This is a genomic window from Paenibacillus sp. J22R160, assembly GCF_059692135.1.
Genome location: NZ_JCAUAU010000002.1, coordinates 296,194 through 316,797, shown reverse-complemented (window position 1 = coordinate 316,797; position 20,604 = coordinate 296,194). Strand labels below are relative to the sequence as shown.

At 45.1% G+C, this 20,604-nt stretch carries 16 protein-coding genes and 1 other annotated feature; of the genes, 4 read left to right on the top strand and 12 right to left on the bottom strand.

Annotated elements, in window-relative coordinates; genetic code table 11:
- Positions 1-52: 52 nt before the first annotated feature.
- From AC58UW_RS04945 to AC58UW_RS04930, 4 genes are all read right to left on the bottom strand, one after another.
- Entirely contained in the window at positions 53-340 is a 288-nt protein-coding gene (locus tag AC58UW_RS04945) for an Fpa/YlaN family protein (protein ID WP_028558177.1), read from the bottom strand.
- A 122-nt stretch (positions 341-462) separates the two neighbouring features.
- Positions 463-711 carry an HPr family phosphocarrier protein gene (locus AC58UW_RS04940; protein WP_127452161.1) on the bottom strand — a complete coding sequence of 83 codons (249 nt, stop codon included), beginning with the start codon at positions 709-711 and terminating at the stop codon, positions 463-465.
- A 112-nt stretch (positions 712-823) separates the two neighbouring features.
- Complete coding sequence (locus AC58UW_RS04935) at positions 824-1,390, bottom strand: TVP38/TMEM64 family protein (protein WP_497419592.1); 567 nt, start codon at positions 1,388-1,390, stop codon at positions 824-826.
- Between the two features lie 283 nt (positions 1,391-1,673).
- The gene (locus AC58UW_RS04930) at positions 1,674-3,641 is read right to left on the bottom strand and encodes a sensor domain-containing diguanylate cyclase (protein ID WP_497419591.1); all 1,968 of its coding nucleotides are present in this window, start codon (positions 3,639-3,641) and stop codon (positions 1,674-1,676) included.
- A 372-nt stretch (positions 3,642-4,013) separates the two neighbouring features.
- Here AC58UW_RS04930 and rpsD point away from each other — a divergent pair, with 372 nt between their 5' ends.
- Positions 4,014-4,613: a 30S ribosomal protein S4 gene (gene rpsD, locus AC58UW_RS04925; protein ID WP_145656736.1), complete on the top strand. Its 600-nt coding sequence runs from the start codon at positions 4,014-4,016 to the stop codon at positions 4,611-4,613.
- Positions 4,614-4,659: 46 nt separating this feature from the next.
- Here rpsD and tyrS read toward each other — a convergent pair whose 3' ends face one another.
- On the bottom strand, positions 4,660-5,919 hold the full coding sequence (tyrS, locus tag AC58UW_RS04920) for a tyrosine--tRNA ligase (protein ID WP_497419590.1): 1,260 nt from the start codon (positions 5,917-5,919) through the stop codon (positions 4,660-4,662).
- 52 nt (positions 5,920-5,971) lie between these two features.
- Positions 5,972-6,250, bottom strand: a binding site (T-box leader).
- Between the two features lie 128 nt (positions 6,251-6,378).
- Between tyrS and AC58UW_RS04915 the strand changes: the two genes are divergently transcribed.
- Positions 6,379-9,477, top strand: coding sequence for a transglycosylase domain-containing protein (locus AC58UW_RS04915; protein ID WP_497419589.1), 3,099 nt, complete (start codon positions 6,379-6,381; stop codon positions 9,475-9,477).
- A 134-nt stretch (positions 9,478-9,611) separates the two neighbouring features.
- Here AC58UW_RS04915 and acsA read toward each other — a convergent pair whose 3' ends face one another.
- Positions 9,612-11,336 carry an acetate--CoA ligase gene (gene acsA, locus AC58UW_RS04910; RefSeq protein WP_497419588.1) on the bottom strand — a complete coding sequence of 575 codons (1,725 nt, stop codon included), beginning with the start codon at positions 11,334-11,336 and terminating at the stop codon, positions 9,612-9,614.
- 222 nt (positions 11,337-11,558) lie between these two features.
- Between acsA and AC58UW_RS04905 the strand changes: the two genes are divergently transcribed.
- Both AC58UW_RS04905 and AC58UW_RS04900 read left to right on the top strand, forming a co-directional pair.
- Positions 11,559-12,197 (top strand): GNAT family N-acetyltransferase, encoded by a 639-nt coding sequence (locus AC58UW_RS04905; protein ID WP_497419587.1) that lies wholly within the window; start codon positions 11,559-11,561, stop codon positions 12,195-12,197.
- Between the two features lie 69 nt (positions 12,198-12,266).
- On the top strand, positions 12,267-13,454 hold the full coding sequence (locus AC58UW_RS04900) for an acetoin utilization protein AcuC (RefSeq protein ID WP_497419586.1): 1,188 nt from the start codon (positions 12,267-12,269) through the stop codon (positions 13,452-13,454).
- A gap of 367 nt (positions 13,455-13,821) precedes the next feature.
- On the opposite strand, the gene AC58UW_RS04895 is transcribed toward AC58UW_RS04900, so the two are convergent.
- The 6 genes from AC58UW_RS04895 to AC58UW_RS04870 form a co-directional block, all read right to left on the bottom strand.
- On the bottom strand, positions 13,822-14,523 hold the full coding sequence (locus AC58UW_RS04895) for a 5'-methylthioadenosine/adenosylhomocysteine nucleosidase (RefSeq protein ID WP_497419585.1): 702 nt from the start codon (positions 14,521-14,523) through the stop codon (positions 13,822-13,824).
- A gap of 93 nt (positions 14,524-14,616) precedes the next feature.
- A complete protein-coding gene (ccpA, locus tag AC58UW_RS04890) occupies positions 14,617-15,621 on the bottom strand; it encodes a catabolite control protein A (protein WP_497419584.1) in 1,005 nt (334 codons plus the stop codon).
- A 179-nt stretch (positions 15,622-15,800) separates the two neighbouring features.
- Complete coding sequence (locus AC58UW_RS04885; RefSeq protein WP_127452144.1) at positions 15,801-16,208, bottom strand: hypothetical protein; 408 nt, start codon at positions 16,206-16,208, stop codon at positions 15,801-15,803.
- A 125-nt stretch (positions 16,209-16,333) separates the two neighbouring features.
- Entirely contained in the window at positions 16,334-16,876 is a 543-nt protein-coding gene (locus AC58UW_RS04880; RefSeq protein ID WP_497419583.1) for a type 1 glutamine amidotransferase domain-containing protein, read from the bottom strand.
- Position 16,877: 1 nt separating this feature from the next.
- Positions 16,878-18,617: a phosphoenolpyruvate--protein phosphotransferase gene (ptsP, locus tag AC58UW_RS04875; protein ID WP_497419582.1), complete on the bottom strand. Its 1,740-nt coding sequence runs from the start codon at positions 18,615-18,617 to the stop codon at positions 16,878-16,880.
- Complete coding sequence (locus AC58UW_RS04870; RefSeq protein ID WP_497419581.1) at positions 18,614-20,503, bottom strand: glucose PTS transporter subunit IIA; 1,890 nt, start codon at positions 20,501-20,503, stop codon at positions 18,614-18,616. Before AC58UW_RS04870 ends, ptsP begins: the two co-directional genes overlap by 4 nt.
- Positions 20,504-20,604: the final 101 nt, after the last annotated feature.

Here is a 20,604-nt window from a genome sequence, read left to right as displayed (position 1 = left end):
CAATCAACGTCGTCTACATAGGCTTAACAAAAAAAGTAACCCGCATGATGGGTTACTTTTTGTTATTCAGCGCTTCATATAGCTGAGCAAGGTTACGTTCAAGCTTATTGAGAATTTGCTTGCCTGGCATTTCGGAGATAAGTCCCGCACGAATGGCAAAATCAATTTCTCTAGACAGACCGTACATTTGCGTATCTAGAACCTCTTCATACAACGGGCATTGACGTGTTGTCAAATTTTCCATTTGTACTTCGATCAGCTTTTCGATTTTATCTGCATCTTCTTGAAGAAGATTAAGCGCTTTTTGATTCATGTCCAACAACAGATCAGATGAAGACATTCCACTTCCCCCTATACGCATAGTCATCCGTCCTTATATGTATCTATATTAAGCGAAATTGCTCCAATATACAAGAGAAGGTACCCTCAGAGATTCTGAGAGTACCTTCTTTAGGCATTAAACTAGTCTTCTACAACGTTAACCCCTAGATCATGCTTAGCGAAAACTTCAGCCATTGCAACTTTCGCTTCTTGCTCATCCGGACCATGAACATGCAAATCATATTTGCTGGAGCTAAGAAGAGTTGTAAACAACCCCAAAATGCTTTTCACATCGATATACTTATTATCATATTGGAGAACGATGGATGATCTAAATTTATTAGCTGTTTGTGAAATTTCAACAATTGCGGCGTTATTAGCACTTGGCATGTTACATTCCTCCATTTATTTGCATATGAGTTGGTCGCCTTGCTTTCTATATGATAACTTGGATAGGTGACAAAGTGCAACTAGAAAATTTCCTACATTCTCCAACACGTTTTTATTTCGATTTGGCTGCCAGCGCCCGCTTCACACCATTCCCAATAAAAATTAAGACGATTAAAATACCGAGCAGAAAGAGAAGTCTTCCTTTATATTTGTGAAAATGAAATAAATCATGGGCAATCATGGACTCTAAAAAAACGATCGGAAGTTTCCCAATTAGAGTGCCCCATAGAAATTGAGTGAACCGTATTCTAGTGAGTCCAGCAGCAAAGTTAATTGCCGAAGAGGGTAAAATCGGGATCAATCTGCCTAATAGCACATAGATAAATCCACGCTGTTCCATGCGGCGGCTGAACTGAGTAACAAGCGGAAATCGTTCTAGCTTCTTCTCGACCCAAGCATGTCCATAGTAACGAGCAAAATAAAAAGAGGCAATTGCTCCTAAGCAAGACATGATATAGTTTACGAAAAATCCTACTTTAATCCCAAAAATCGCAACATTCGTCCCGGCTACTAGTACAAACGGAATAAACGGGAAAAAGGTTTGGGCAAATATCAAAGCCATGCCGATGATTTTACCGGGCCAACCAAGGTCCTTCAAATGATCAGACAGCTGCCTCATATTGCTGTGAGCAAGTTTAATGCCTATGGGGTTATAGAAGAAAAAATAAACCAAAAAAACGACTAAAACTAAAATAATTAGAATTGAAAGAATCCGCTTTCTGTTAGCCACTGACAAATTTCGACCATCCTTCCCTTAACCAAACTATTGTAACATGTTACCGTTAGTTCAGGAAGAGAAAAGTAGGGCAAAATATACGCGTCAGAAGCTAGTCTGCCCATTTTTTGCAACGTTATGACAAAGCAAAAACCACCTGTCTATAGACAAGTGGTTTTTGCCGAGGCTAACCGACTTTAATTTGGTTGCGCCCACTATTTTTAGCTTGATACAGCGCCATATCTGCGCGATAGAACAAGGACTCAACGCTAATCTTATCCTCTTCCCAGTTCCAATCCGATACCCCGCAGGAAACCGTAACTTGCGGATTGGTTTCCTGAAGGACTCTTGTACGTATGCGCTCTGCAATGCGAATAGTCTGATCCTTGGCAACTTGAGGCAAGTAAACGGCGAGTTCTTCTCCACCCCATCTAGCTGCAATGTCGCTCTCTCGAATGCAGGTCTTAATAATTTGGCTCACTTGAATCAATATTTTATCACCAATTTGATGGCCATGGGTATCATTAATACGCTTGAAATTGTCGATATCTACAACGATTAGCGAGCCACAGAAGTCTTTCTTTTGCAACAAATTCGCTTGCTCATCCAAATAGTGACGAGCATAAAGACCCGTTAAATTGTCCGTGATAACCATCCGTTTCACTTCCGCATGCAGAGAGGCGTTCGTCATAGCCAAACCAATATGTCCGGACAGCACTTGCAGCAATTTATAGTTATCATAAGAAAAGAAATTCGGCTTGCTATGCGCCACCAGAATAACACCCTCTACATGGCCATTCACTAAGATTGGCGATCCAATGAGCGATCTGGCATTGCTTAACTGCATGATCTTCGATTTCACCTTGTTGGTTGCCAGATAGTCCGAAATGATGACTGGTTCTTTCGTCCTGTAGATTTGACCTGAGAAGCCTTGCTCCATCGTAAAAGTCTCGTGGAACAGCGCAGGCAAATTCGTGGCTTGTAGAATTAGTTTGTCCGAATCTTTATTCGTTTGCAAAATGCAGCTGAAATCGGCGTCAAAGATACTTAAAATCTCACTGGATGCCGAGTTAAAAATTTCGTTCAGCCGCAAGCTCTGATTAAGCTGTTTGGTGATTTCATTAATTAAGCGAAGCTCGTTAATCATGACATTTGACTGCTCATACAGCTTCGCATTTTCAAATGCTGAACCTGCCGTATCCGCGAGCAATGAGATAAATTGCAGGTCGGTGGCAGTAATTAAATCATGCTCAAATTGCATATATAAGACTCCATACACGCCCTGCTTACCAGATAACGGCGCCGCTACTTTCCCCGTACTTGGCCCTTCACTGCCCTTAGTCGGTTCAAACACCACAGTGCTTTCCATAAAGGCACGCGTACAAATATCATTCTCGATACTTTGAAAATTCAAGGGCTTGACAGACAGATTCGTTGATTCATTATCTTGAGAAAGCAGCAGATCTACTTGAATATGAGGGTATACGCGGTACATGCATTCAATTGCCTCCGTCAGCACGGAGTCAACATCAATTTTGGCATGCAGCTTCTTAGACGCCTCAAATAAAATGTCATGCTTTTTAAAATCAAGCTCTCTTTGTTGATTTTGCAGCAGCAGTTGGTCGTATCTGCGACGATCCTCAATGCTTTGTACACAACTATGAAATGAAAAGGATAAGGTGTAAAGCAATTGGACTAGCTCGTCAGGCTCTGCAAGAAAATGGGAGAATAGTCCCAGGTAGGCAATGGGTTGTTTTTGCGGGTCCAAGACTGGAATGGCGGCAGCAAAAATGGAGTTCTGCCTTGATATATTCATTTCTTCGCCAGTCATTACATGTAATTGGGGAATATCTAAACTCCTGGCTAGAGGATTGTCCTCTCGCTCAGCATAGCTCCAAGACATGCCTGTTTGCGAGTATTCATCCATAAACGGGGCTTTATTTAAACAGGCATTAATGACACGAAGATCCTTATTTACGCACAACAGTGCGGTCTGGTACGGTAGCATCGCTTGCCCAAATTGATAAACCCAATATTCAAACGCATCCTGCAGCGCTTGATCAGAATTGAATTCTCCATAGGAAAAGTTGCTAGAAAGAACAAGTCCTTGCCGAAGAAACTCTTCGAAGTGCTCTGCTTGACTATGTTGTTTCATACTACGAAGTCGTTCACTCATAGGCTCTCCTCACTAACAAACTATAGTCCTTTAGATCCAGGCTAAATGTTACCTCATTTATCATACTATTTTTCGACTGTTAATGCACGATATTTTCGATTTGTTCTGAAGGATTGAGACTTGACACTTGCTCCGCTTTTTAATAAAATTAGAAGTCGAGTAACAACATGATTTCGGTGAATGCCATTTGTGATCACCCTCACTGCTTTTGCTCCTGCCAAGACAGCGGCTGAACTACTCTTGTCAGGGAATCACATTATGATTCGTAAGCAAAACCAGGCACTTGTCTTCACCCTGACATCTAGATGCTATCTACTAAACTATTTGTTAAAAAGAAGGAGTTTTTCCTAAATGTCACGTTATACAGGACCTAAGTTCAAATTAAGCCGCCGCGTTGGTATCTCTTTAAGTGGTAACGGCAAAGACATGAAACGCCCATTCCCTCCAGGTCAACACGGCCCAGGACAACGTAAAAAAATGAGCGGCTACGGCGTTCAATTAAATGAAAAACAAAAACTTCGCCACATGTACGGCTTGAACGAGAAGCAATTCCGCAACTTGTTCGATAAAGCTTCCAAACTTAAAGGTATCTCCGGTGAGAACTTCATGATCTTGCTTGAAAGCCGTTTGGATAACTTGGTTTACCGTCTTGGTCTTTCCAACTCTCGTGCAGGCGCACGTCAACTCGTTTCCCACGGTCACGTAACTGTAAACGGCAAAAAAGTAGATATCGCTTCTTACATCGTATCTACAGGTGACGTTATCGCGCTTCGCGAAAGAAGCAAAGGTCTTTCCGCAGTGAAAGAAGCTATTGCTAACCGTAACCACTTGCCAACTTACCTTGAGTTCAATGATGCAGCAGTAGAAGGCAAATACATCCGTTTGCCAGAGCGCGCTGAGCTTCCTCAAGAAATTGACGAGAAACAAATCGTCGAGTTCTACAGCCGTTAATACATGTAAACCCCTCAGGGATTTCCCTAAGGGGTTTTTTTTATGTCTACTTAAATTGTGCCAGATAGTAATTCTTTTTGCCGCGGCGAATAACGATGTAAGACTCTCCGAGCCTGCCCAGATCTTTGGCAACCGCATCAAGCTCGGTTATTTTGACGCCATTAACCGTCACCGCTCCGCTTTCAATGTCTTGACGAGCTTGGCGTTTGGATGGTGCGGCCCCTACAGAAATAAGCAGATCCACAAGTGCCATATCCTCTTGCTCCAATGTCGAAGACGAAACATCCTTAAAGGCTTCTTCGATCTCAGTGCGAGATAGTTCTTGGATGTTGCCACTGAATAATGCCGCCGTAATATTAAGCGCGCTTTCCAGAGCGTCTCCCCCATGCACGAGCTTCGTTACTTCACGAGCAAGCAATTTCTGCGCTTCTCTCTTCTCAGGCTGTGTCTGGACTTCGACTTCTAGCTGCTCAATTTCCTCATGGCTGATAAACGTGAAATACTTAAGGAAACGAATAACATCGTTGTCCGCCGTGCCTAACCAGAATTGGTAGAACTGGTAAGGGGATGTTTTGTTTGCATCCAGCCAAATGGCTCCGCCTTCTGTTTTGCCAAACTTTTGTCCATCGCTTTTGGTCACAAGCGGTAATGTTACGCCGTAAGCTCTGCTCTCAGTCGTTTTGCCAATAAGTTCAAGCCCAGCTGTGATGTTGCCCCACTGGTCACTTCCACCAATCTGCAAGGAACAATTTTTGGTTTCGTTCAGCTTCAAGAAATCGTAGGATTGTAGGATCATGTAACTGAATTCAGTAAAAGAAATACCTTTTGTGATCCTTGAATCAACGGAATCCTTGGCAAGCATGTAGTTCACCGTAAAGTTTTTACCTACATCGCGCAGGAATTCAATGACATTCAAAGACCCGAGCCAATCATAGTTGTTGACTAGTTCCGCGCTATTTGGGATATCCGATGAAAAGTCCAAAAATCTAGATAGCTGACCTTTAATACTTTGAGACCATGCTTCCACGGTTTCTGGCCCGTTCAGGGTTCTCTCGTTGGCTTTGCCGCTAGGGTCACCAATCAACCCAGTGCCTCCCCCTACGAGCGCTAGAGGAACGTGACCTGCTAATTGAAAACGACGCAATGTTAAAATAGGCAGTAAACTGCCGATGTGCAAGCTATCCGCTGTCGGATCAAACCCGCAGTACAACACGACTCGCTCTTCGCTTAACTTCTTGTCCAAGCCCTCGCGGTCCGTAATTTGATGAAGCAATCCACGAAACTCCAAATCCTTCAAAATCGACATGTTCATCCATCTCCTTTTTTCATGTGGGCATACAAAAAAAGCCTTCTTATCCACAAGGGACGAGAAGACTTGACTCGCGGTACCACCCTAATTAAAACAGCAGTTACGTACATCTATAGGAGAATTATCCGTGTACGGCTAACTATTTTCACTCAAGAACCTGTAACGGGGCTTAATCGGTAAATACTACTAATGCAGCTTCTGTTGCTGCAGGTTCCCATCTACTGCTCCAGACCGTAATTCACTAACCTGCAGGTACCGGTTCGCACCCTCCACCGGCTCTCTGAAAGCATCCACAAGCTACCTACTGCTGATCTATCTACGCATTTGATACAATTTATATCATAGATTTCCGGTAATTGTCAAACCATGTAACCACCTTTCTTCAGCACATCATTACCGCTAGCAGGGCAATTATGGTATACTATTAGGGTTCATGTAAGGAGGATATTGGAACTTATGCGCAATTTTTTCGCCAAAATTAATCGCCCTTGGGTAAGAACGACATTCAAAGTAATAGGAATTACATTAAAATGGACGCTCATTTCTGCCTTTTTAGCAGGAATCGTGGGCGGCTCCGCAGCATTTGGATATGTCAGTGCACTGGTTAAAAAAGATCCTGTCCGCAGCGAAGAAGCCATTCGCCAGCAGATGCAAGAAAACGCCGTAACCGGCTTTGCTTACTTCAATGACGACTCCGTCATTGGACAATTGCGAACCGAAGAGGACCGGCGTCTCGCTCAATTGGATGATATTCCGCAAATTTTGTTAGATGCTGTTCTTTCAATTGAAGACAAGGACTTCAAAAAGCATCACGGAATTGATTTCCGCGGACTTTATCGGGCAGTCACACAGAAGCTGCTGAATGAAGAAGTCCAAACAGGCGGAAGTACGATTACGCAGCAACTCGCCAGACGGGTATTCTTAACACTGGATCGAGATGATGGCCGTAAGGCAAGAGAACTGCTGCTCGCCTTGCGGATGGAACGCCTTATGTCCAAAGATGAGATATTGCTCGCTTATCTGAACAAAATCCCTTACGGAAACGGCTCCACAGGTTACAACCTATACGGGATTAAAGCTGCTGCCAAAGGTCTGTTCGACATTGATGATCTGAGCAAGCTTAACGTAGCCCAAGCTGCCTATCTAGCTGGACTGCCGCAATCCCCTTCTCAGTACTCCGCATTTACAAGTAAACCGGAGTTTGATGAAGATGGCTTCAAAAAGGCTGTCGTAAGGCAACAGCTTGTGCTGAAACGGATGCTCGAAGAAGAAAAAATAACGAATGAACAATATCAAGCTGCTCTCAAATTTGATCTTAAAGCGTCAATGCCTTCTGCTGCTCAAAAAGCTTATACCACTTATCCGTATCTGATGATTGAGACGGAAAAGGAAGCAGCCGAGATTTTGCTGAAAATTCAAAAGCCAGACCTTGATCCAACCAAAAATCAAGCGGCTTATAGTGAAGCTTTGAAGGGCATACATACACAGCTGCTGCGCGGTGGTTATCAAATTTACACAACGATCGACAAAACGATTTATGATTCCATGCACGAAATCTCGAGCAACGATAAAAACTTTGCACCAAATGATGAGAAAAAGGGCATTGAACAAGTTGGCGCGATCATGATCGACTCCAAGTCAGGCGCCATCAAGGGGATGATTGAAGGACGGAACTTCTTCGACGAACAGCTGAATCACGCTACACAAGCGTATAGACAGCCTGGTTCAACGATGAAGCCCATCGCCGCATACATTCCAGCCTTAGAAAAAGGAGCCATTCAACCGGCAAGTATTGTGGATGACATTCCGATTATTCTTAAGGACGGCGTCAAAGGTTTCCATCTGCCAGAGAACTGGGATCACAAGTTCCACGGGTTAATGACAGCCAGGAAAGCATTGAATCAGTCTTACAATATCCCTGCCATTGATATCTTTTTGAATAAAGTCGGTATTAATGACGCCTGGGATTTTGCGAAAAAGCTGGGTATCACCTCGATTCAAAAAGAAGATTATTACGCACAAACTGGGGTAATCGGCGGACTAAGCCGCGGTACCTCCGTCAGAGAACTGACTGGAGCCTATGCTTCTATCCCGAACAAAGGACAGTACAATGAAACATTCATGATTCGTGAAATTAAAGATTCGAACGGTCAAACGATTTATTCTCATGATCAAAAGCCATCACAGGTCTACTCCCCACAAAGTGCGTATCTGATTACGGATATGATGAAAACGGTGATTAGCCAGGGTACGGCTACTGATTTAATGAAAAAGTATAAATCTTACGGCAAGATCGAGATTTCTGGTAAAACCGGCTCTACACAAGATGATGCCGATGCATGGTTCATGGGTTTTACACCAGATATTACAGTCGGTGTTTGGATCGGCTATGATCAACCAATCAATAAGCTATCCGCCAAAACGCTGCAAACGAATCACGCCAAAGATGTTTGGGCCTTAATCATGAACAAGACCATTGAACAGAAACCTGATCTCTTCCCTACCAAAACGTTCGCCAAACCTGATGGTATCGTATCAGCTACCGTTTCCAGCTTGTCTGGCAAGCTGCCAAGCGAATTAACGACAAGCTCGAATCTTCAAGTGACCGATATTTTCAACAAGAAATACGTGCCAACGGAAGTCGACAATGTCATGGTGCGGATGAAAATCAGCTCCTATAACGGTTTGAACTACATGGCACAGGATCAAACACCGATAGATTTCGTTCAAGAAAAAACGGTTATCAAACGCCAAAAATCGATTTCCCAACTGCTCAAAGAGGTCCAAGAGGCTATGAGCAAACTTCCTGAGAAGAGCAGAAAGCCAATCGATAATTACAAACCGACCGATTATGATGATGATGCTCCTTCCGAAGCCGATCCTAGGGTCGATGACGGCAAAGAGCCATCGGCTCCAACGAACATAACAGCAACGAAGTCCGGAGAAATGGTCTCCATCACATTCCAGCCAAGTGCGAATCCGGATATAGTCGGTTACCGTATTTATCGTTCGGATAACCGCGGCAAGTTCCAGCTATTAGGCGGCAAGGTTGTTTTGGCTGGAGCGGATGCGAAGTTTGTTGATACGATTCCTGCAGCAAGCTTAATGGGCTACTACGTAACTGCTGTCGATGTTGCCGGAAAAGAATCAGTACCAAGTCGATCAGCTTATACAGACGGAAGCTCACTTGATTCCCTATTTGTCCCATCTGAAGATGGGACAGAAATCCCAGGTTCAAGTAAACCTCCTGGCGCAACCGAACCGCCATCCACAACAGTGAAGGATGCACCAGGTGCACCAACCGGTCTCAAGGCCAAAGCAGACGGAGCTGGCATTGCGCTCTCTTGGAAAGCAAATGCAGTGAAAGAGAAAGTTAAGAAATATAACGTCTACTATAGCAATAAGGAAAAAGGCACCTATACCAAGCTCGGCTCGGTAGACGGCGGCACAGAATTTCATTATTATGCAGCAGCTTACAATGGCTTCTACAAAGTAACGGCTGTCAATGACTCAGGTGAGTCCAAAGCATCTGCTTCCATTGCCTATAATGACTAAAAAAAGAACCTAGTGATGATTATCATCGCTAGGTTCTTTGTCTATACGTGAATTCGACTCAGCTAGAGTCTCAAGTTAAAAAGGCTGTATTAGTTGTCATTCTTAACCTACTAATACAGCCTTTGATGGTATCCTTAGTCTTCAATCGTTGATAAGTCACCAGTTGGGAGGTTGAGCTCCCAAGCTTTTAGGACGCGACGCATAATTTTGCCGCTGCGCGTCTTCGGCAGCTTGTCTTTGAATTCAATTTCACGAGGAGCCGCATGGGCGGAAAGCCCTTCTTTTACAAACTTGGAAATGTCTGCTTTCAACTCATCGGATGGTGTGAACCCTTCACGCAGCGCGATAAATGCTTTGATGATTTCGCCGCGCATCGGATCTGGTTTCCCAATTACCCCTGCTTCAGCAACCGCAGGATGCTCAACAAGCTTGCTCTCAACTTCGAATGGACCCACCCGCTCGCCGGCTGTGTTGATCACATCATCAACGCGGCCTTGGAACCAGAAGTACCCTTCTTCATCTTGATAAGCCGAATCACCAGATACGTACCAGCCTGTCAATCTGAAATATTCTTCATATTTGGACGGATTGTTCCAAATCTTGCGCATCATTGATGGCCAAGGCGTCTTGATCGCCAGGTTACCCATCCGGTTTGGAGGCAAGACATTTCCTGCATCGTCAATAATAGCCGCTTCAACGCCCGGAATCGGACGTCCCATGGAACCAGGCTTAATCGTCATGGATGGATAGTTACAGATGAGCTGTCCACCCGTTTCGGTCATCCACCATGTGTCATGAATCCGTTGGTTGTACACTTTGAGTCCCCAACGAACGACTTCCGGGTTCAATGGCTCACCAACGCTCAACACATGGCGAAGCGATGAAAGATCGAAACCGGATACAACATCATCGCCTGCGCCCATCAACATGCGGAAGGCTGTCGGTGCGCTGTACCAAACGGTTACTTTATATTTTTGCAGCGTATTGTACCAATCCTGAGGACTAAAACGTCCTCCACGGATTACATTCGTCGCCCCATTCAACCATGGAGCAAAAATACCGTAAGAGGTTCCTGTTACCCAGCCTGGATCAGCTGTACACCAGTATATATCGTCTTCTTGGAGATCTAGTACGATTTTGCCAGTATAGTAATGTTGAATCATTGCATTCTGTACGTGAAAAACACCTTTCGGCTTGCCTGTTGAACCCGATGTATAGTGAATAATGAGTCCATCCTCACGGTCCAACCACTCGATTTCAAGTTCCGAAGAAGCCGTTTCCATCTCTTTGTAGAAATCAATATGGCCTTCTGCAGGCTCCACATTTTCACCTACAACGATGATGTGCTTCAGGTTAGGAAGTTCACTCGAAGGAACCCGGGAAAGCAAGCTTGGCGTCGTCACGATCGCAACAGCTTCACTGTCTTCCAGACGATCTTTCACAGCAGTTTCCATAAAAGCCTCAAACAAAGGCCCTACAACAGCCCCTACTTTCAGCGTTCCAAGCAACGCATAGTACAGCTCAGGCGTACGTGGCATGAAAATAAATACACGCTCACCTTTGCCGATGCCAAGACCACGGAGCACATTACCGAACTGATTGGATCTGTCTTTCATCTGCCCAAATGTTACGGCTTCTTCTCTTTGGTTGTCGCTGTAATACAGAGCAACTTTATCCTTCCTCGACGATTCCGCATGACGATCAATGGCTTCATAAGCCATGTTCACTTTGCCAGTTTCGTACCAGGAGAAGCTCTTTTCGATGTCTTTCCAGTCAAAATTTGAGTGTGTTTCCTCATAATTTTTCATGTTAGGATTAGTAGCTACCGCTGCAACGAGTTCAACTTTCATTTGATCCATGTACGTAAAACCCTCCTCACGAGATAAACCGCTTTCATTTTACTGATGTTTTCGAGCAAAATGTGATCGATTTTTGACATATTCTATTATATCACACGGAGAATTTTTCGCCTACGCCTAAGTTCAGCTTTTATTTCCAAAAAAAATTTGGTATAAAGGGACTATGACCTAACAGAAAAGGAATCACTCATCATGCTGTTTTTCAAAAGGAGAGCTAAGGTTATGCAGCATACCAAAATATATCACTCATCTCGCTTGCGCACAGCTCCCGATCAACCAGAAATTATGATAGAAGGTCCTGTTTCTGCTGACAGCTTGCAAAATCTCACGATGCACAGCAAATTAGATGCCTTCCGCAGACCTAAGGAACAACTGGAAGCACTAATTGAAATTGCGGAATTACCGGAAGGCCGAATCATCATTGCCAGAGACGGCGCCACCATTGTCGGTTATGTCACCTTCCATTATCCAGACGAAATTGAGCGGTGGTCACAAGGCCATATGCAGGATTTAATAGAGCTCGGTGCTATAGAAGTTGCGGATGACTATCGCACCATGGGGCTCGGCAAACGGATGATACGCCTCGCTTTCGAGGATGAACAGATGGAGAATGTCATATGTTTCACCACGGAGTATTATTGGCATTGGGACTTGGAAAATAGCAAGCTCACCGTCTGGGAGTACCGTCAAATGATGGAAAAGTTGATGAAAAGCGTCGATATGATCTGGTTCGCAACGGATGATCCTGAGATCTGTTCGCACCCAGCCAATTGTTTGATGGTTCGTATAGGCAAGCAAGTTCCTATATCTTCCATAGAACAGTTTGATCGCATTCGTTTTCAACAGCGATTCATGTACTAAGATAGACTAATCTTTGGATTTCTAAGGCTTCAAAGCAAGCATGTTAGCTCATTCGGGGGAATGTGGGATATGAACAAGAAGACATCAAATCCTGTCTTTATCTATGATGACGAAGAAATTCATTATAAATTCAATGAGAATCATCCTTTTAATCAAGACCGTCTAGTGATGACGGTCGATTTGCTTCGCAAAGCCGGTGCACTCCCAGACAACGCGCTATGGACGCCACGCGTCGCTACTGACAGCGAGCTGCTGCGGGTTCACGCACCGGCTTACATCGAAGCAGTGAAAGCGCTTAGCGCTTCCGTGCCAGAGGAACGATGGGTCAAAGAAGCGTCACGCTTCGGACTTGACACCGATGATACGCCCTTCTTCCCCGGGATGCATGACATCACGGCGAAGATCGTTGGCGGCTCTATTACCGCTGCTGACCTGGTAATGTCAGGCCAAGCCCCGCACGCCCTTCATCTAGGCGGCGGGCTGCATCACGCGCTACAGAGCAAGGGCGCAGGCTTCTGCGTCTACAACGACGCTTCAGCGGCGATTGCGCACGCCAAAGAGACGTACGGCGCAAAAGTGCTGTACGTCGACACGGACGTGCATCATGGGGATGGCGTGCAGTGGAGCTTCTACGCCGATCCCCAGGTATGCACACTGTCTATTCATGAGACGGGGAAATTTCTATTCCCCGGCACAGGAGCCGTGAACGAACGCGGAGAAGGCGACGCGTTCGGAACAAGCATTAACATCCCGATGGAACCTTACACCGAGGATGAGTCGTGGCTGGAATGCTTCGGCGAGGTGCTGACCGAGACGATTGCCCGCTTCCAGCCGGACGTCATTATCTCGCAGCATGGGTGCGATGCCCATGCTTTCGACCCACTCGCACATGTGCACTGCTCCATGCGCGTGTACAAGGCTATGCCCGAGCTCATCCACTCCCTTGCGCACCAATGGTGCGAAGGGCGGTGGGTTGCGCTCGGAGGCGGTGGGTACGACATCTGGCGTGTCGTACCACGGGCTTGGAGCCTGCTCTGGCTCGTGATGAGCGAGCAGGCCATTGTGCCCCAGCTGGCGGTGCAGCCGCAGCTGAAGCTTCCCCAGGCGTGGCTGGACGCCTGGCAGAGCAAGAGCCCGGTCCAGCTCGTGGATACGTGGCTGGACCCTGTGGATGCTTGGGCGCCGATTCCGAGGCGCCAGGTCATTACAGAAAAGAACCGGCAAACGAAGGATCTTTCAATGATGTATTTGAAATAGGATAAAGACAAAAAAGAGTTAAGCAAGTTGCACCTGCTTAACTCTTTTTTCATACTTACTTGTACAACTCCGGCCTTCCTGGCTAGAAACTTTCAAATAGAAGACTAAAGGACACTATTTAAGCCAGATAGGCTGCTTTCAGGTCCGTAGAATCCTGAGAATAGAGGAACCGAGTTCCCTCTGACTGGCCAAATCACAGGTTTCTGGGCAAACAGAGTACCATAGTTCCCGATAACGTTATCCGCTGGCAGCCCCATTAAACTCAGCTCCATTTCGCTGGTTTGTTGTTCAGCTCTGCTGTTCAGCTCTGTTGTTCAGCTCTGTCGTTCAGCCTTGTCGCTCAGCTTACTCCTCCAGCCTCACTTATCTACAGCTGCTTCACAATATCCTCAACCATTTTATAAGAATTCTCGGATGCTTGAACCGTGAATTCCGCAAAATTCACATGAGCAGAACCATCTGCTTTATCAGACATCGAGCGAAGCACGACGTATGGAATGGCGTTCATGGAACAAACTTGTGCAACGGATGCCCCTTCCATTTCCACACAAACACCGCCAAGCTCCTGATTAAGGCCAGCTACTACTTCACGGTTAGCAATGAACTGGTCGCCGGAGAGTACTCTCCCCTTCTTAACTTTACCTGTAAAAAGCTTTTCTCCAGAAGCAACCGCCAAATCCACCAGCTTGCTATCTGCTTCAAAAATGGATTTCGCCTCATAAGGAATGATGCCCCGTGCAAATCCAAGCGGTGTAACATCCATATCATGCTGCATGCATTCACTGGAAACGACTAGATCCCCGATATTCAGTTCGGGATCCAATGCGCCTGCAACACCTGTGAATATAACAGCTTCAACGCCAAATTTATCAATTAAAATTTGAGTGGTTACGGCAGCATTAACTTTCCCAACGCCGGTGCGGCATACGACGACTTCTTTTCCGAAATACGTCCCTTCTCTGAAGGTAATTCCTGCTTTCACCGTTTCACGCACATTCGACATATGCGCAACAAGCAGTTCAATTTCTTCATTCATCGCACCGATCAGTGCGAGTTTATTCCATGTCATATCATCAGTCCTCATTTCAATTATGTATAAAGGAGAAAACCTCTAAGTGGCGTCATCCTCGAAAGGAAGAACTCGCTTAGAGGCTTAAGTTCACTAGGCTTGTGTAACAGAGTTACGGTTAATCACTTCATGCGGCAAAATAACCTGCATATTATCCGTTGATTCTTTGTTCATCAACTTTGTCAGAAGACGCATCGACACGGCTCCGATATCATACATCGGTTGAGCGACTGTCGTAAGCGTCGGTCTTACCATGGAAGCCATGCGAATATTATCTACACTGATTACGGCGATATCTTGCGGTACTTTGAGTCCGCTATCCTGAATCGTGTGAATGGCGCCAATCGCCATTTCGTCTGTTGCCGAGAATATTGCTGTTGGGCGAGGTGAAAGTTCCAAGAAATATTTGACAGCGTCGACACTGGATTCATATCGATAGTTCCCGATACGAACGTACTCGTCACGAAGTTCAATTCCTGCTGCATCCAGCGCTTTCTTGTACCCTTGATAACGCGCGAAGCCATTAGCTGGATCATGTAAAGTTCCGGAAATCATAGCAATGTCGCGATGTCCCGCTGTGATTAACACATTAACAGCATCGAATGCGGCTTTCTCATGATCAATATCTACGGAAGGCATCGTTTGAGCCTCATCCTTCGTTCCACACAATACAACGGGAACGGAAGAGGTGCGGAAAGCTTGAATGTGATCTTCTGTCACAACGCCACCCATGAAGAGCAAGCCATCGACTTGTTTTTCCAAAAGCGTGTTAATGACTCGAATTTCTTTTTCCTTCTTCTTATCCGCATTACACAAAATAATATTGTAATGATACATATTCGCAATATCTTCAATTCCGCGTGCAACTTCTGCGAAAATTGAGTTGGAAATATCGGGAATGACGACACCAACGGTTGTCGTTTTCTTGCTTGCCAAACCTCTTGCCACCGCATTAGGGCGGTAACCGAGACGTTCAATGGCTTCAAATACCTTCTTACGCGTTTGCGGCTTTACGTTCGGATTGTTGTTTACAACCCTGGAAACGGTTGCCATGGATACGCCTGCTTCTCTAGCTACATCATAAATGGTTACGGTCACGGTTACTCTCTCCATTTTCAAAAGTATTCTGCGAGCCTAGTATATTACCGTTATGATACGACAAATTAATCCATCTTGCAATGAAAAATGAAAATACTTTGAAAATAATTTCATTTTGTTTTCAAAAGCTGCACAAATATGTACAAAAGCCAATCCGTGAGGGATTGGCCGCATGCTGCTTATGTCGAAATTGCGCTCTGTGTGATTTGGGATAACCTTTTGCGAATTTCTTCGGTCCACGGCTCATCACCAAGCGATTGTGCCAGCAGTAAGATGTCCAGAAGCTCATTTATGCGTTCTTCTACAATCTTTTCCATAGAATCATTCATATGTTCTTTCTCCGTTACCTTCAGCAGCAAGAAAGCCACTTCCGATAGCTCATGAAAAAATAGCTGCTGTTTCTCAGGCTTACTCCCCAGCTTGCCGATTAATCCGGTAAGCTCGGGTTTAACATGAGGAACAACTTCACTGCGTCCACAAGCCTCACATGAATAAATAGGTACATTTTCAATATCGACTTTACTTTGATAAATAACCGTACGCAGACGAAGGTTCATCGTGCGTCCGCACTTACAAAACTTTTGCATTCTAACACTCCTTCACTGACAGGCGGCATGAACATGAATTTCTTGTAATAAAGATATTCTACGATTCTATACGATTTCCTGCCGAAAGAAGAGTAGTAGTTTTTGCCACCAATGGAAGCGTCCTGTTACTTTTCCTGATGGGTATGATATTGCACGAGCTCGTCCACAAAACGCTTGGAAAATGCCGGTAGATCTGGCGGACGACGCCCTGAAATGATATTGCGGTCGACCACAACTTCTTCATCAACCCAAGTAGCTCCTGCATTTTCGAGGTCATCGCGAATGCCTGGTGTAGAGGTCATTGTGTAGCCGTTTACGATTTTCGCTGAGATCAGCACCCAGCCGGCATGGCAAATTTGAGCAATTGGCTTCACCGCGGCATGAAACTCCTGTGTAAGGCGGAGCACATCTGGATAACGGCGCAATTTATCAGGAGCCCAACCCCCTGGCACATAAAGACCGATATAATCTGAAGACTGAACTTCATCAAAAGCATAATCTGTTGTGATCGGCACGCCATATTTGCCGTGATAAACCGTCTTCGCTTTTGGCCCGACGATATCTACGACAACACCAGCTTCACGCAAACGTAAAACGGGGTACCACATCTCCAAATCTTCAAACTCTTCATCAACAAATGCTAATACTTTCGTATCCTTCAATTCCATGCTAAGTACCTCCTACAATTGATTCTGTTTGTTCGGTTTGTGCTAACAGTTCTATAATTTCATCACTAGTTTTGCAAACTAAAATTTCACTTACCAATTGTTTGCACTTCTTAGCGTCACTGCTTAATAAACGGTGTTTGACTTGTAAAAGAGTTTGCACAGATATACTCAGCTCTTCAATGCCGAGACCTAACCAAATAGGAAGCGCGCGGACGTCGCCCGCCATTTCACCGCAGACGCCAACAGGAATACCTACACTTTTGCCTGCATCAATAACATGTTTAAGAAGTCTGATAACGGCCGGATGATAAGGATTGTATAAGTGCGCAATAGTTTCGTTCATCCTGTCTACAGCAAGCACATATTGAACGAGATCGTTTGTGCCGATACTCATGAAATTCACTTCGCTAGCAAGAACGTCTGCAATAAGAGCTGCTGCAGGTACTTCTATTGTTAATCCTACTTCAATTTGCGCATTGTAAGGAACCCCTTGGGCACTGAGCTCTGCTTTCGCTTTCTCGAGAAGGGCTTTGGCTTGACGCACCTCACCCAGCGAAGTAACCATTGGGTACATGATTTTCACGTTTCCAAAATGACTTGCCCTAAGGATTGCCTTTAACTGTGTCATAAAAAGATCTTTACGATCCAGTGAGATCCGAATGGCTCTGTATCCAAGGAACGGATTATCTTCTTTGGGAAGCGGCATGTAATCCAGCTTTTTGTCTCCGCCAATATCCAAGGTTCGGATCACGATAGGACGACCTTTTAATTGCTTGGCTGCATGAAGATACACTTCAAACTGTTCATCCTCGCCAGGCAGTGAATCGCGGTCCATATATAAATATTCCGTGCGGAACAAGCCGACCCCGGAAGCCCCGTTACGTAGAACCTGATCGATCTCCATGACCGAGTTAATGTTGGCATGCAGATTCACATAGCTGTTGTCCAAAGTAACAGGCGCAACATCCGCGATTTCCTGTAAACTTTCTTTGAATTCAAGCCAATTTTTTTTGCGAGCCTGGTAACGCTCAATCGTGATCTTATCCGGATTGATATACAGGGTGCCCTCTTGGCCGTCAATGATCAAGAAATCACCGTTTTGAATAGGGCGTAAAAGCTTCCCTTCCAAACCTAAAACATAAGGAACAGACATGGCTCTGGCCATGATAGATACATGCGAATGCGTGCCTCCTAGAATGGTTAGAAGCCCTAGCACTTTAGTTGGATCCAAATGGGCCAATTGCGAAGGAGTAAGCTCTTTGGCAACCAAAATATACGGATGATCAATAGGCGGAACCGTAGAGCTGGTATCCCCAAGCAAATGCTTCAGAAGCCTGTTGCCCACATCTTTAATATCAAGCGCCCGCTCCTTCATGTACTCATCGTCGATCATATTGAACATACCGACAAATTTATCAATGACTTCTTTCACAGCAACTTCGGCGGCTTTGTACTGAAGCTCAATGATCCCCTGAATTTCATTCATAAAGATGGGATCTTCCAAAATCGCCAAATGGGCATCAAAAATATACGCCTGATCTTGCCCGACAACTTCCTTAATTTCCTGCTTAATTAACTCTAATTCATCCTTAGAAGAGCGGATGCCGTCATACAACCGCTCAAATTCATAAGCCAAATCTGTCACATCGATCATTTTCTCAGGAAAATCCCACTCCCACGTAGGAATGACAAAAGCCTGACCCATTGCTATGCCTGAAGACGCGCCTATCCCTCTGATCATCCGTTCATCCCCCCCGTAGATTTAGTAGGCTTTAAGACGACGGACATCACAGAACCTTGGCCTTTTTTTACAGATTTGAACGGAGCAAAGCTCCAAGACTTAACAAGATCCGGATTTGTAATAATCATCGGTGTCGCCAAAGATGAAGCAAACTTTTTAACTTTATTATAATTAAATTTAACTAGAAGCTGCCCCGGTTCTACACGATCGCCTTCTTTTACCACGGCATTAAAGCATTTCCCCGGTAAACTTGACGTATCGATACCAATGTGCAGCAAGACCTCTAATCCTTCATCCGTCACAATGCCAAGTGCATGCATGGTCGGATAAATATGCATAATGGTACCTGCAACAGGCGAGACCAGCTCTCCTTTTTCAGGAATAAAAGCTACGCCGTTCCCCACCAAGCGCGAGGCAAATATGCGGTCAGGCACTTCCTCAATAGGAATCATGCGCCCTTGCATCGGCGAAGTAAACAGTACCACATGAATGTCTTTGCGCAGTACTTTCATAATCTCTTCACGAATTAGCTCTGAGAATGTTCCGAACACGACCTGAACATTGCCTCCTCCAAGACGGATGACGCCTGCAGCTCCTAAATGTCGTAATGCCGTGATGTCAATCAATCGATCATTAACAAGCGTAAGGCGCAATCTGGTAATGCAGGCTTCAATCTTCTTAATATTGTCTTTCCCACCTAGCGCTTGCAAAATTAAAGGTGAGCGATACGGAATATCGCCTGCCCACTCTTCAAGTGAAGAACCTTCTTCCCTGCCTGGCGTTGGGATTTGGAACCTTCTGATCGCCCAGCGAAACATGAAGTAATACACCAGTCCATACACGATCCCAATCGGGATTAGAAGCAGACCATTATGCGATAAATGCAAATTAATAACGTAATCTATGGCCCCTGCTGAGTATGAAAAACCATGTTGAATATGCAACTCATAGGCTAACCACATGGCCACACCGGATAAAATAGCGTGAATAATGAACAAATAAGGTGCAACAAACAGAAAAGCAAACTCAATTGGCTCCGTGACACCTGTCAAAAAAGAGGCTAGCGCCGCTGTTAGAAATGTCGCCTTAATCTTGGGCTTCAAATCCTCGCGCGCTTCCCCGATAATGGCAAATGCAATGGCAGGAAGAGCGAACATCATAATCGGGTAGAGTCCGGCCATGTACATCCCAGCCGAAGGATCACCGGCAAAAAAGCGCGGTAAATCCCCATAAGCCATTTGCCCTGATGGCGTTTTGTAAGCTCCCACTTGAAACCAAAAAAAGTTATTCAAAATATGGTGCAGTCCTGACGGTACTAACAATCGATGCGCGATACCGTAAACAAATGCACCAAACCCTCCAAGTCCGAGCAGCCAATTCGAAAGCTTGCTCATCCCATCTTCCAAAAATGGTCCTATCACAATCATGATATAGGACACAATGAGCGTGCACATCCCCATTATGAGCGGCACCATCCGAGGACCACCGAAAAATTGTATGTATTCAGGCAGCTTGACCTCTTTACAGCGATGATAAATAATGGCTGCAAGCAAGCCGATTAAGATCCCGCCCGGTACACCCAATTGAAAATGCGGCCCAAGCGAATGTTCAATGAGCCTCGTAAACATAAAATAGCCCAGCATGGCAGATAGTCCGGCAATTCCGGCACTTTCTGTAAGTCCAAGCGCCACGCCAACAGCGAATATGATGGGTATATAGTCAAAGACCGTATTCCCTGCTAACAGCAGCATATCCCCAAAGCCGGATGCGTGAATCCCATCCCAAGGTAAATTCCCCAGACTAAGCAGCACAGCAGCAATAGGAAGCGCAATGGTGGGCAGCATTAATGAGCGGCCGAGCTGTTGTAAGTTCCCCATCCAGTTCAAACGTATGCTACCTCCTAAAAGTTTTGCAATAACAAAACTAACATCGTAAGCCAAAGCCTAGTGTTCTCGAAAAAACTTACATGGTGAGCATAAACCTCTCT